Source organism: Symbiobacterium ostreiconchae (genome assembly GCF_055396975.1).
Map to the genome: position 1 here is coordinate 2,267,435 of NZ_AP042454.1, position 12,806 is coordinate 2,280,240.

Sequence of the window (12,806 nt, forward strand, 5' to 3'; positions counted from 1 at the left end):
CTGGAAGGAGGATCGCAGATGATCAGGCGTTTTCGGGTAACCATCGGCGGCGTGACCTACAACGTGGACGTGGAAGAGCTGAGCCCGGCTGCTGCCCCGGGCGGCGCCCTCGCCGCGCCGGGGGCGGTTCCTGCGGCCGCGCCGCAGGCGGTGCCTTCGCCCAGCTCGGCCCCGGCCCCGGCGTCCGTCTCTGCCCCCGCCCCGCTGCCGACACCGGCGTCCGCCCCTTCGCCGGCACTGACGCCCGCCCCGGCGCCGGCCGCCGCGACGGCCGCGCCGATGCCGGCGCCGTCGGCCGCGCCGGCAGCCTCCGGCGGGGCCCAGCCCGCCGAGGGCCAGGCGGTCTGCGCGCCCCTGCCCGGCCTGATCGTGAGCGTGCCGGTGCAGGTGGGGCAGCAGGTGCGTGAGGGCGACGTGGTGGCGGTGCTCGAGGCGATGAAGATGGAGAACGACATCACCAGCCCGTACGCGGGCACGGTGAAGCAGGTTCTCGTGAGCAAGGGCACGTCGGTCGCCATGAACGACCCGCTGGTGGTGATCGGCTGATGTCGGGGGCGTGGCGTGCCCAGCTGCCGGCGGAGATCGTGGCGGTGATCACCGCGGCCGTCGCCGCGGCCATGGATCAGCCCGTGGGCAGTTTTGCCATCCGCGCGATTGAGCCGGCGGCGCAGGGGTGGGGGCAGGCGCCCGCCGGCGCGGGCCCGGGAGGACCCGGCGCCTGGGGAGGGAGCGGCTGGGCGAAGGCCGGCGTGATCCAGGCGCACCTGACGCGGGCGCAGTTCGGGGGACGGACCCGTTAGCGACGCCAGAGGAGAGGGAGAGGGCAGAGCATGTTTGAGAAGGTCCTGATCGCGAACCGGGGCGAGATCGCCATCCGGATTATCCGGGCGTGCCGGGAGCTGGGGATCAAGACGGTGGCCGTCTTCTCCGAGGCCGACCGGGACGCGCTGCACGTCCGCATGGCGGACGAGGCCCATTACATCGGTCCCGCACCCTCCAACCAGTCGTATCTCTCGGTGCCGGCCATCATCACGGCGGCGACGGCCAGCGGCGCCGACGCGATCCATCCCGGCTACGGCTTCCTGGCGGAGAACCCGTTCTTCGCCGAGGCCTGCCGCCAGTGGAACATCGCCTTCATCGGCCCCAATCCGGAGGCGATCCGGGCGATGGGGATGAAGGACGCCTCCAAGGCCCTGATGAAGAAGGCCGGGGTGCCGACGATCCCCGGCTCGGACGGGCTGGTGGAGGGCGAGGCCCATGCGCTGGCGGTGGCCGAGGAGATCGGGTACCCGGTGATGGTGAAGGCGACGGCCGGCGGCGGGGGGCGGGGCATCCGCATCGCCCACAACCCCGAGGAGCTGGTGCAGGCCCTGCAGAAGGCCGCCAGCGAGGCCGGGGCGGCCTTCGGGAACGCCTCCGTGTTCGTGGAGAAGTACATCCAGGTCGGTCGGCACATCGAGGTGCAGGTCCTCGGCGACCAGCACGGCAACATCATCCACCTGGGCGAGCGGGAGTGCTCGATCCAGCGCCGCCGGCAGAAGATGCTGGAGGAGGCGCCGGCGCCGTTTCTGCCCGAGGAGACCCGGGAGCGCATCCGGGAGGCCGGCGTGCGCGCCGCCCGCGCGGTCGGCTACGACAACGCCGGCACGGTGGAGATGATCTACGACGAGCTGACCGGCGAGTTCTACTTCCTGGAGATGAACACCCGCATTCAGGTGGAGCATCCCGTGACCGAGGCGGTGACCGGGATCGACATCGTCAAGGCCCAGATCCGCATCGCGGCCGGCGAGCCCCTCCCCTGGAAGCAGGAGGACATCGTCATCCGGGGCCACGCCATCGAGTGCCGCGTGAACGCCGAGGACCCCGACAACAAGCTCTACCCCTCGACGGGCACGGTCACGGCCCTGGAGGTCCCCGGCGGGCCCTGGACCCGCTGGGACGGCATGCTCTTTCCGGGCTACCAGATGAAGCCTTTCTACGATTCGCTGGTGGGCAAGCTGATCGTGTGGGGCGAGGACAGGAACGACGCCATCGCCAAGATGCAGCGGGCGCTGTCGGAGTTCCGGGTGGAGGGCATCAAGACGACGGTGCCCGTGCACCAGCGCATCCTGGCTTCGCCCGATTTCCGGGAGGGCCGCTTCTCCATCGAGTGGCTGGAGGGATTCCTGGGCATGAAGTAGAAGAGGGCCGGGCAACGTGCCCGGCCTTCGCTTTCGGGTCTGAGGCAGCGGCCAGCTGGTCAATCCGGCAGAGGAGGGATGGCCCGTGGAAGTCAGCAAGCAGGCGCTCCGCCGGCGGATGATCGCCGCCCGGCAGGCCCTGGACCCGGACGAACGCGCCCGGCTCAGCCGCCTCGCCCAGCAGGCGGTGCTGGGGTCTCCCGAGTGGGCGCACGCGCAAGTGGTGCTGCTCTACGTCCCCGTGCGGGGCGAGGCCGACACCGCCGCGCTGGCCGAGGCGGGCCGCCGGGCCGGGAAGCGGCTCCTGCTGCCCCGGGTGGAGCGGGCCGCCCGCCGGCTCTGGCTTCACCGCTGGGACGGCACGGCGGCTCAGCTGGCCCCGGGCGCCTACGGCATCCCCGAACCCCGGCCCGACCTGCCCCGGGAGGCGCCGGCCGCCGTCGGACTGGTCGTCGTTCCCGGCGTGGCGTTCGACCGCCGGGGGTACCGCCTGGGCTACGGCGGCGGCTACTACGACCGGCTCCTGCCGGAGCTGGCCGGGGCGGTGAAGATCGGCCTGGGATACGGGTTTCAGCTGGTCGAGCGCATCCCCGCCGAGCCGCACGACGTGCGGCTCGACGCCGTGGCCACCGAGGAGGGGCTGTGGCGGGTCGTCTGAGGGGCCGGGCCCGGCGTCAGGCGTCTGCGCCGAAACGCTCCACCCAGCCCGGCTGCACGGCGATCCCGTGCTCCGGGAACACCGCGACCTGGGGAACGTAGTAGAACGACATCTCCGGGTTGCGGGCGTACCATGTCCGCACGAGTTCGGCCGACCAGATCGCCGCGGCCTCCTCCAGCGCCTCGGGGGTGAGGGGCAGCACGGTGCGCCGGCCGTCCAGCTCGTAGGTCAGCACCGCGCGTTCTGCCGGGATCTCCGACAGCGGGATCGCAATCCGCGTGCGCGTGTGGAGGTAGGAGCCGGGCAGCTGCCGGAAGTCGATGGGCGTGAAGTAGACGCCGGAGTTGCGGAAAGGCCCCAGGAGCGGTTCGGCCCACTGAGCGTAGAGGGAGCGGTAGAAGGACTCGAACTGCTGCCACCGTTCAGACTCGGGAAAGGCGCTCAGCGGAAGCAGCCCCCTGCGGAGGATGTCGGGCAGGCTGTCGTCGCCGCTCAGCAGGTAGTGGTACAGGGTGTCGGTGCGGCAGACCTTTGTCACAGTTGACTCACCTCAGAAAGACGTGTACCACACCGGATCTGGTCGCTTCGTCGTACCCAGGTACGATTTTTTGTGCCGGGGCCGGTCCCGCACCGTACCCGTCCGGGCGGACGCACGGGGCCGCGGGCTTCACCGCCGTGTACACCCGCACATGGAAAAAGGCCGGGGGCTGCAGCCCCCGGCCTCACGCTCACTCTGCCGCCCAGCCCCGTGCCCGTTCCACGGCCCGGCGCCAGCCGGCGTAGAGCCGCTCCCGTTCCTCCGCCGGCAGGGTTGGGGTGAAGCCCCGGTCCAGCGCCCACTTGTCGGCCAGCTCCGCCTGGCTGCGCCAGAAGCCCGTGGCCAGGCCGGCCAGGTAGGCGGCGCCCAGGGCGGTGGTCTCGGCGACCTTCGGCCGGTCGACCGGCACCCCGAGGATGTCGGACTGGAACTGCATGAGGAAGTTGTTGGCCACGGCGCCGCCGTCCACCTTGAGGCGGTTCAGCCGGATGCCGGCGTCCTTCTCCATCGCCCCCAGCACGTCGCGGGTCTGGTAGGCGATCGACTCCAGGGTGGCCCGGGTGATGTGCGCGCGGCCCGTGCCCCGGGTCAGGCCGACGATGGTGCCCCGGGCGTACATGTCCCAGTACGGCGCGCCCAGGCCCACGAAGGCCGGCACCACGTAGACCCCGCCCGAGTCGGGGACGGAGAGCGCCAGCGCCTCGGAGTCGGCCGAGCGCTCGAAGAACCCGAGCTCGTCCCGCAGCCACTGCACCGCGGCCCCGCCGATGAAGATCGAACCCTCCAGGGCGTATTCCACCCGGTCGCCCAGCCCCCAGGCGATGGTGGTGAGCAGGCCGCTTTCGGACGGGACGGCCTTCCGGCCGGTGTTCATCAGGAGGAAACAGCCGGTGCCGTAGGTGTTCTTCGCATCGCCGGGCTGGAAGCAGGCCTGCCCGAACAGCGCCGCCTGCTGGTCGCCCGCCACGCCGGCGATGGGGATGGCTGCCCCGAGCACCTCCGGGTCCGACTCCCCGTAGATGTGGCTGGAGGGGAGCGCCTCGGGCAGCATCGACCGGGGGATGCCCAGTTCGGCCAGGATCTCCTCGTCCCACGCCAGCGTGTGGATGTTGAACAGCATGGTGCGCGAGGCGTTGGAGTAGTCCGTGGCGTGCACCCGCCCGCCGGTCAGCTTCCAGATCAGCCAGCTGTCGATGGTGCCGAAGCGGAGCCTTCCCTGATCGGCCTTCTCCCGGGCGCCGGGGACGTTGTCCAGGATCCACTTGACCTTGGTGCCCGAGAAGTAGGCGTCGACGACCAGGCCGGTCTTCTCCCGGATGCGCGGCGCCCAGCCGCGTGCCGTCAGGTCATCGCACACGGAGGCGGTGCGGCGGCACTGCCAGACGATCGCGTTGTGGACGGGCTCGCCGGTCTCCGCGTCCCAGACCACCGTGGTCTCCCGCTGGTTGGTGATGCCGATCGCGGCGACTTCAGCCAGCGTGATCCCCGTCCGGGCCAGCACATCCTGAACGGCGCGCTGCTGCGTCGCCCAGATCTCCCCGGGGTCGTGTTCGACCCAGCCGGGCTGCGGGTAGATCTGCCGGAACTCGTGGTTCACCTGTCCCACCGGCCGTCCTGGTCGAAGAGGATGGCCCGGGAGGAGGTGGTCCCCTGGTCCAGGGCGATCACATAACGTCGGGTCATGATATCAGCCCCTATCCGCGCACCCAGCCGCGCTCGATCATGCCGGTCGCCAGCCGGTCGACCGCGTAGAGGTAGGCGGCCTCCCGCATCGACGTGTTGTACCGCTGGCTGTAGGCGAGCACGGCGTTGAACGCGTCGGTCATATACCGGTCCAGGCGGCGGTGCACGGTCCGGGCCGACCAGCGCAGGCCGCCCTGCTGGCCCTGAACCCACTCGAAGTAGGAGACGGTCACGCCGCCTCCGTTGGCCAGGATGTCCGGGACCTGCATGATGCCCCGGTCCGCCAGCACCTTCGCCCCCTCCGGGGTGGTCGGGCCGTTGGCGCCCTCCACCACGATGGGCGCCTGGATCTTCCCGGCCACCTCCGCGGTGATCTGCCCCTCCAGCGCCGCCGGGATCAGGACATCGACCGGCAGGGCGAAGAGCTGCTCGTTGGTGAGGGGTTCGGCGCCCGGGAAGCCCGCCACGCCGCCGTGGGCCTTCACGTAGTCCGTCAGCGCGGCCACGTCGAGCCCGTCCTCCCGGTAGACGCCGCCGGTGATGTCGGTGACGCCCACGACCTTCGCGCCCATCGCGGTGATCGCCTGCGCCGCGCCGCGGCCCACGTTGCCGAAGCCCTGCACGGCCACCCGGGCGCCCTTCAGCTCCACGCCCCGCACCTTGCAGGCCTCCCGGGTGACGTAGGCGATGCCCAGGCCGGTGGCGCCGGTCCGCCCCTCGATGCCGCCCAGGTTGAGGCTCTTGCCGGTGAACACCGAGAAGTCGAGGTCGGTGACGGACTTCAGGTACTCATCGAGCATCCAGCCCATGATGCGCGAGTCGGTGTTGACATCGGGCGCGGGAATGTCCGTGTTCGGACCGATCATATCCCGGAGTCCCCGCACATAGCCCCGTGCGATCTGCTCCACCGCGGAGGGCGGCAGGGCACGGGGGTCGCAGATGACGCCGCCCTTGGCGCCGCCATAGGGCAGTCCGAGCACGGCGTTCTTCAGCGTCATGAGCATGGCCAGCGCCTCGACCTCTTCCTTGGTCACGCTGGGATGGAACCGGATGCCGCCCTTGTACGGGCCGAAGACGGCAGCATGCTGCGAACGGTAGCCCAGGAAGGTCTCCACGGAGCCGTCGGGCATCGTGACTGCGATGTGAACTTCAAGGGTACGCCTGGGGTTGCGCAGGATCTTGTAGACGCCCTCCGAGTGACCCAGTCTGGCGACTGCAGCACGAATCGTCTCCTGGGTAGCTCGGAAGAACTCCTGGCCATTCATGTACGAGATCCTCCCTTCAATCGTTCCATAACGGACACCCATGCCAGTATTCCGCAAATACCGGCTTCAGTCCTGCTTGCGCGGCGCCGCCGCGCTCGATTTTTGCATACCCCGAAACGCTTGTCCGGTGCGGGAAACGGGAGGTTTCAACCGATCGGATTATGCAAACTTGGAACCTTGGGGCCAGTCTCTTCGTCTAGCAAACCAATAATCTGGGAGGAGGAGGTTCCGGTATGAACGTGATTGCTGTACAGGGGCTGCGCAAGATTTTCCGGGTGCACCGCAAGCCGGAATCCTCCTGGGCCCGCCTCCGTGCGGCGCTCCGGCCGCAGACGGTGGAGGTGGAGGCCGTAAGGGGCATCGACCTCACGGTGCAGCGGGGCGAGATGCTGGCCTTCATCGGCCCCAACGGCGCCGGGAAGTCCACCACGATCAAGATGCTCACGGGCATCCTCCACCCCACGGCGGGGCACGCCGAGGTACTCGGCCTCGTCCCCTGGAAGGACCGGCAGCGGCTGGCCTTCCGCATCGGGTCGGTCTTCGGCCAGAAATCGCAGCTCTGGCTGCACCTGCCCCCGGTCGACACCTTCAACCTGCTGGCCCGCATCTACGAGCTGGACGGGGCGGCCTACCGCAGGCGGCGGGCGGAACTGGTGGAGCTGTTTGAGCTCGGGGAGATCATGCACACCCCCGCCCGGAAGCTGAGCCTGGGGCAGCGGATGCGCTGCGAGATCGCGGCCAGCCTCCTGCACCGGCCCGAGATCCTCTTCCTGGACGAGCCCACCATCGGGCTGGATCCGGTGGCCAAGGGGGCGATCCGCGACCTCATCCGCCGGGCCAACCGGGAAGAGCAGGTGACCGTGTTCCTCACCTCCCACGACGCCGGCGACATCGAGCACCTGTGCAGGCGGGTGGTGATCATCAACCGGGGCCAGGTCATCCTGGACGGGTCCGTGGGCGCCCTGAAGCGGGAGTACATGCCGGAGCGGCAGATCGACCTGAAGCTGGGCGCTCCCTTCGCCGGCGAGCTGAACCTGCCGGGCGTGCGGGTGCTGAAGGCCACCGCCTACGGGCTGAGGCTCGCGGTGGACACCCGGCTCTCCCCCATCGAGGCGACGGTGAGCCATCTGCTCCGCACCTACCCGGTGCAGGACATCGCCATCACCATGCCGCCGATGGAGCAGGTGATCGCGGCGATCTACCAGGGGAAGGGGGTGGCCGGATGAGCGGTCGCTCCACGAGGCCGGCCGGTTCCCTGCGGCGTGTGCGCCGCCGTGTCATGAAGTACGCCGAGGTCGGCCGGATCGCCGTCCGGTCCGGCTGGGCGTACCTGTGGAACCAGCTGCTGGCCACCCTCTTCCTGGTGGTGGTGCTGTACGTCTTCGTCCAGCTCTGGCGGGCCACCTTCGCCGCGGAGGGCCCGGTGATCGACGGCTACACGCTCCCGGAGATGATCTGGTACCTGGTGGCGACCGAGGCGATCATCCTCTCGCTGCCCCGGGTGCACGCCGTGCTGGCGCAGGAGGTGAAGGACGGCGACCTGGCCCTCAGGCTCTCCAAGCCGTATTCCTACCTGGGCTTTCACTACGCCTCCTTCCTGGGCGAGGCCCTGGTGAAGCTCGCGGTCATGCTGCTGGTCGGCGGCGCGACGGCCTGGCTGACGGTGGGGTCGATCCCGTTCCGCTGGGAGGCCGCCCCGCTGCTGCTGCTCCTCTACCTGACGACCCACGCCCTGAACTTCTTCTACGTCGCGGCCGCGGGGCTGCTGGCCTTCTGGGTGGAGGACGTGGTGGGGATCTACCTGCTCCTCGACCGGCTGAAGTGGGTCCTGGGCGGCATGCTGATCCCCGTCGGCCTCTACCCGGAGGCCATGCGGCGGCTGGTTGCGTGGCTGCCCTTCCGGCACCTGATCGGCGGGCCGGCGGAGCTGTTCGTGCACTTCTCGTGGGGCGGGGCGGCGGCCCTGCTCCGCCAGCAGGCGCTGTGGCTGGTGGTCTTCGGGTGTATCTGCGTCGGCATCTACCGGCTCGGGGTGAGGAGAGTGGACGTCAATGGCGGCTAGGCAGACAGGGGAAGAAGGGCGAAGACCGATGGCGGCCGGGCAACCGGGGTTCGGCGGCGCTTTCGCCAGGCAGCTGGCGTTCATCGGCGCCTATATGCGGGCCAACCTGGCGACGGCGCTGGAGTACCGGGCCTCCCTCGTCTCGCAGGTGCTCGGGATGTTCATCAACAACGCCCTCTGGGTCCTCTTCTGGACGCTCTACTTTTCCCGGTTCCCGGTGCTCCGGGGGTGGACCCTGGAGGACGTGGTGGTGCTCTGGGCGGCAGCCTCCACCAGCTACGGCCTGGCGGTGGGGCTGATGGGCAACGTGCGGCGGCTGCTGCAGCTGATCGTGCAGGGGCAGCTGGACTACTTCCTGGCCCTGCCCAAGGACGTGCTGCTGCACGTGCTGGTGAGCCAGATCCGGGTGGTCCACCTGGGCGACCTGCTCTTCGGGCCGGTGGTGCTGCTGGCGGTGGTGCGCCCCACCTGGGAACAGGCCGGGGTCTTCGCCGCCGCGACAGTGCTGGCGTCGCTGGTGCTCCTGGGTTTCCTCATCCTGGTGGGTTCGCTGACGTTCTTCCTCGGCAACGCCGAAGCCCTGACAGACCAGGTGCACAACGCCCTGCTCCACTTCGCCACCTACCCGGCGACCCTCTTCGACGGCGGCGTCCGCGTGCTGCTGTACACCGTGCTGCCCGCGGCCTTCGTCTCCACCGTGCCGGTGGAACTGGTGCGGTCCTTCTCCTGGACGGAGATGCTCTGGCTGGCCTGCGCCGCTACGAGTCCGGCAACCTGATGATGCTGCGCTCCTGAGGCGGAACCGGCCCCATGCCCGCCGGCCGCCTCCAGACGACCGGACCGTCGCTTCGGGACCCGTCCCCCGCAGGGGGGCGGGTCCCCCTTTTTTGCAGGAAACCCTTGTCTTTTGCCCATTTCGTGGTACTATGGTGGTGAAGAGTGGTGAAAAGTGGGGCGCTGTCCCATTGAACCGGCGGTGCCCTTCCGCACCCCTTCACCATGCGGCCGGCGCTTCTGCAGGGCACCCGGCAGCGGGGGACGACCACCATGTTCATGGGCGAGTTCCAGCACGCGATCGATGCAAAAGGGCGGCTCATCATCCCGGCCAGGCTGCGCGACGGGCTGGGCGAGCGCTTTATTGCCACGAAGGGGCTGGACCGCTGCCTGTTCGTCTTCCCGCTGGCCGAGTTCGAGGCCGTGAGCCAGAAGCTCCGGGGGCTCGGGATGAGCACCAGCGCCGCCCGGGCGTTCAACCGCCTCTTCTTCTCCGGCGCCACGGAGTGCGAGCTCGATCCGCAGGGCCGCATCCTGCTGCCCGCCAACCTGCGGGAGTACGCCGGCATTGTGAAGGACTGCGTCATCGTCGGCGTCGAGAACCGGGTGGAGATTTGGGCGGCGGAGCGGTGGGCAGAGTACAGTCAGGAGGCGGACGAGCTCTACACCGAGATCGCGGAGAAGCTGGGCTTCTGACCGCGGGCGTCGGGCCGAACCCGTACAGGGATGCGAACCTGGAAGCAGAGGCGATTGCCGTGGCCTTTCACCATATCCCCGTGCTCCTGCACGAGACCATGGACGCCCTGGCCGTCCGGCCGGGCGGCACGTACATCGACTGCACGGTCGGCGGCGGCGGCCACGCGGCGGAGATCCTCCGCCGTTCGGCTCCCGACGGCTGGCTGATCGGCTTCGATCAGGACGAAAACGCCCTCCGGGCCGCAGGCGACCGGCTGGCGCCATTCGGCGACCGGGTCACGCTGGTCCGGACCAACTTCGAACACATCGCCGACGTGGCGGCCCGGCTGGGCATTGGCGCCGCGGACGGCGTGCTGATGGACATCGGCGTCTCCTCCCACCAGTTCGATGAGGCCGAGCGGGGCTTCAGCTACCACCACGACGCCCCGCTGGACATGCGCATGGACCGCACCCGGCCCCTGAGCGCCGCTGTGCTGGTGAACGAGTGGGAGGAAAGTGAGATCGCCCGGGTGATCCGGGAGTACGGCGAGGAGCGGTGGGCGGGCCGCATCGCCCAGTTCATTGTCCGGGCCCGGGCCCAGCGCCCCATCGAGACCACGGGGCAGCTGGTGGAGATCATCAAGGCCGCGATCCCCGCCGCCGCCAGGCGGGAGGGGGGCCATCCCGCCCGGCGCACCTTCCAGGCCATCCGGATCGCCGTCAACGACGAGCTCGGCGCCCTGGAGCGGGGGCTGGAAGGGGCGCTGAGAGTGCTCCGGCCCGGCGGCCGGCTGGCGGTCATCACCTTCCACTCGCTGGAGGACCGCATCGTCAAGCAGACCTTCGCCCGGTGGGCGAAGCCCTGCATCTGCCCGCCGGACATCCCGGTCTGCGTGTGCGGGCGGGTGCCGCTGGCCGAGCCCGTCACCCGCAGGCCGGTGAAGGCATCGGCGAGAGAGGTCGAGGAAAACCCCCGGTCGCGGAGCGCGACGCTCCGGGCCGTTGTCAAGTTCCAGGCAGACGAGGAGGCGAAGTAAGATGTCGGCTGCACCGCATTGGAACCGGGTTTCCGAGGTCCAGTCCGCTGCGTCGGCCGCGCCGGCCCCCAGGCAGGCGCCCCAGCAGGCCCCCCAGCAGGCGCCGAGGCCGGTGCCGCGCCCGGCGCGCCGCCGGATCCACCTGCCCGCGGTGCTCGGCCTGGTCGCCGCGTGGCTGGTGCTGATGTTCCTCGCCTTCTCGGTCGTGCAGACCCGGATGACCATCCGGAGCGTGGAGGCCGCCACGGCGCAGGCCCAGCGGCAGATCGCCCAGCTGCAGGAGCAGAACCACGCCCTGGAGGCGATGATCGCCAACGCCGCCTCCGTGGAGGAAGTGGAGCGGTGGGCCCTGGAGCACGGCATGCAGCCGCCCGTCGGCGTGGCCGAGACGCTGGAGGGGCGGCCCGAGGCGGTGGCGGCGCGCACCGCCGTCACGGCGGAGGCCCCGGCGCCGGAGGTCACCGAGGCGGCGCCGACGATCTGGCAGGCGCTGCTGGAGAAGTTCCAGAACCAGCTCAACATGTTCGCGGCGCGCTAGCGTCCTGGCACAAGCCTGGGGCTGCCCCGCCGTCCGCTCTGCGGACGGCGGGGCAGCCCCATTCGCGTGCGCGCGCGGCCCCGTCCGCTGCCCTATTGCATAAACATGCGAATGCGGTTTATAATTATGCGACAGCGGGCCGCACTTGATACGCCGGTAACGGGAGAGTATAATGCCGGAGGACAAAGGTCTCCCGACCGCGGATTAAGTGGGTGCCGCGACGCCCACATCTCGAGGAGGGTGCCGTTATATGAAGGGCTATCTGGTGTTGGAGGACGGGACGCTCTTTGTGGGCGCGGGCTTCGGCGCGCCGGCCGTGCTGGCCGGCGAGGTGGTGTTCAACACGGGCATGACCGGTTACGAGGAGGTCGTGACCGATCCGTCCTGTTTTGGCCAGATCGTCGTGATGACCTACCCCCTGATCGGCAATTGCGGCGTCACCGCCGGGGACGGCGAGTCCCGGCAGCCGTGGATCAGGGGGCTTGTTGTGAAAGCGCTCTGCGACCGGCCGAGCCACTGGCAGGCCGTCGGGAGCCTTTCTGCCTTTCTGGCGGCGCACGGCGTGCCGGTTCTGGCGGGCATCGACACCCGGGCGCTCACCCGTCACCTGCGCAGCCGGGGCCCCCTGCGCGGGGTGATCGCCACGGTGACGGAGGGCGCCGAGCCCGGGCCGGCCGAGGTGGCGGCCTGGATGGAGATGGCCCGGGCGTTCCGGATGGAGGGCGCCGCCCGCCGGGTCTCCACCGCGGCGGCCTACCGGATCCCCGGTCCCGGCCCGCGGGTGGTCGCCGTGGACTTCGGCGCCCGGGAGGACATCCTGCAGGCGCTGACGGCCCGCGGCTGCGACGTGACGGTGGTGCCCGCCTCCGCCCCGGCCGGGGAGATCCTGGCCCTGGGGCCGGACGGCGTGGTGCTCACCGACGGTCCGGGCGCGCCCACCGACCTGCCGGAGGCGGCGGAGGCGGTGCGGGCGCTGCTGGAGCGCGGGGACCTGCCGGTCCTCGGCATCGGCCTCGGTCACCAGATCGCCGCGCTCGCCCTGGGGGCCAGCACCTACAGGCTCCCCTACGGCCACCGGGGGGCCAACCATCCCGTGAAGGAGCTGGCCACCGGCCGGATCCGCATCACCCGCCAGAATCACGGCTGGGCTGTGGCGGCGGAGAGCCTGCCGCCCGAGGCGGAGGTCACCGCCGTGTCGCTTCACGACGGCACCGTGGAGGGGCTGGCGCACCGGCGGCTGCCGCTTCTGACCGCGCAGTACCGCCCGGAGGCCTGCGCCGGCCCCGAGGAGAACGACGGCCTGTTCGACCGTTTCCTGGCCCTGATGACCCGGGGCCCGGTGGTCACCCGCACTGCGTAAGGAGATGAAGGGGTCCGGCGAGGCCCCATCCCGAGG

General features: G+C 70.3%; 13 protein-coding genes and 1 pseudogene. 11 read left to right on the plus strand and 3 right to left on the minus strand.

The features are described 5' to 3' along the window. Positions 1-18 precede the first annotated feature (18 nt). The 4 genes from ACZ5UM_RS10985 (at position 19) to ACZ5UM_RS11000 (ending at position 2,838) form a co-directional block, all read left to right on the plus strand. Positions 19-546, plus strand: coding sequence for a biotin/lipoyl-containing protein (locus tag ACZ5UM_RS10985; protein WP_464844144.1), 528 nt, complete (start codon positions 19-21; stop codon positions 544-546). Beyond that, positions 546-800, plus strand: coding sequence for a hypothetical protein (locus ACZ5UM_RS10990; protein WP_464844146.1), 255 nt, complete (start codon positions 546-548; stop codon positions 798-800). Before ACZ5UM_RS10985 ends, ACZ5UM_RS10990 begins: the two co-directional genes overlap by 1 nt. 30 nt (positions 801-830) lie before the next feature. Then, the gene (gene accC / locus ACZ5UM_RS10995) at positions 831-2,180 is read left to right on the plus strand and encodes an acetyl-CoA carboxylase biotin carboxylase subunit (protein ID WP_464844147.1); all 1,350 of its coding nucleotides are present in this window, start codon (positions 831-833) and stop codon (positions 2,178-2,180) included. An 85-nt stretch (positions 2,181-2,265) separates the two neighbouring features. After that, a complete protein-coding gene (locus ACZ5UM_RS11000; RefSeq protein ID WP_464844149.1) occupies positions 2,266-2,838 on the plus strand; it encodes a 5-formyltetrahydrofolate cyclo-ligase in 573 nt (190 codons plus the stop codon). A gap of 16 nt (positions 2,839-2,854) precedes the next feature. Here the strand turns inward: ACZ5UM_RS11000 and ACZ5UM_RS11005 are convergent, their stop codons facing one another. The 3 genes and pseudogenes from ACZ5UM_RS11005 to ACZ5UM_RS11015 form a co-directional block, all read right to left on the minus strand. Further along, positions 2,855-3,376: a hypothetical protein gene (locus ACZ5UM_RS11005; protein WP_464844150.1), complete on the minus strand. Its 522-nt coding sequence runs from the start codon at positions 3,374-3,376 to the stop codon at positions 2,855-2,857. Positions 3,377-3,566: 190 nt separating this feature from the next. Then, a pseudogene (glpK, locus tag ACZ5UM_RS11010) lies at positions 3,567-5,059 on the minus strand (glycerol kinase GlpK). Positions 5,060-5,070: 11 nt separating this feature from the next. Beyond that, positions 5,071-6,324, minus strand: coding sequence for a Glu/Leu/Phe/Val family dehydrogenase (locus tag ACZ5UM_RS11015; RefSeq protein ID WP_464844151.1), 1,254 nt, complete (start codon positions 6,322-6,324; stop codon positions 5,071-5,073). A gap of 233 nt (positions 6,325-6,557) precedes the next feature. Between ACZ5UM_RS11015 and ACZ5UM_RS11020 the strand changes: the two genes are divergently transcribed. The 7 genes from ACZ5UM_RS11020 (at position 6,558) to ACZ5UM_RS11050 (ending at position 12,770) form a co-directional block, all read left to right on the plus strand. Then, entirely contained in the window at positions 6,558-7,550 is a 993-nt protein-coding gene (locus ACZ5UM_RS11020; RefSeq protein ID WP_464844153.1) for an ABC transporter ATP-binding protein, read from the plus strand. Then, complete coding sequence (locus tag ACZ5UM_RS11025) at positions 7,547-8,386, plus strand: ABC transporter permease (RefSeq protein WP_464844154.1); 840 nt, start codon at positions 7,547-7,549, stop codon at positions 8,384-8,386. Before ACZ5UM_RS11020 ends, ACZ5UM_RS11025 begins: the two co-directional genes overlap by 4 nt. Before the next feature lie 28 nt (positions 8,387-8,414). Further along, positions 8,415-9,164 carry an ABC transporter permease gene (locus tag ACZ5UM_RS11030; protein ID WP_464844155.1) on the plus strand — a complete coding sequence of 250 codons (750 nt, stop codon included), beginning with the start codon at positions 8,415-8,417 and terminating at the stop codon, positions 9,162-9,164. Positions 9,165-9,433: 269 nt separating this feature from the next. Next, positions 9,434-9,856, plus strand: a complete 423-nt coding sequence (gene mraZ / locus ACZ5UM_RS11035) for a division/cell wall cluster transcriptional repressor MraZ (protein WP_464844157.1) — start codon at positions 9,434-9,436, stop codon at positions 9,854-9,856. A 59-nt stretch (positions 9,857-9,915) separates the two neighbouring features. After that, positions 9,916-10,872 carry a 16S rRNA (cytosine(1402)-N(4))-methyltransferase RsmH gene (gene rsmH, locus ACZ5UM_RS11040; protein WP_464844159.1) on the plus strand — a complete coding sequence of 319 codons (957 nt, stop codon included), beginning with the start codon at positions 9,916-9,918 and terminating at the stop codon, positions 10,870-10,872. Position 10,873: 1 nt separating this feature from the next. Further along, entirely contained in the window at positions 10,874-11,410 is a 537-nt protein-coding gene (locus ACZ5UM_RS11045; protein ID WP_464844160.1) for a septum formation initiator family protein, read from the plus strand. Between the two features lie 250 nt (positions 11,411-11,660). Then, positions 11,661-12,770, plus strand: a complete 1,110-nt coding sequence (locus ACZ5UM_RS11050) for a carbamoyl phosphate synthase small subunit (RefSeq protein WP_464844162.1) — start codon at positions 11,661-11,663, stop codon at positions 12,768-12,770. The last annotated feature ends 36 nt before the right edge of the window (positions 12,771-12,806 follow it).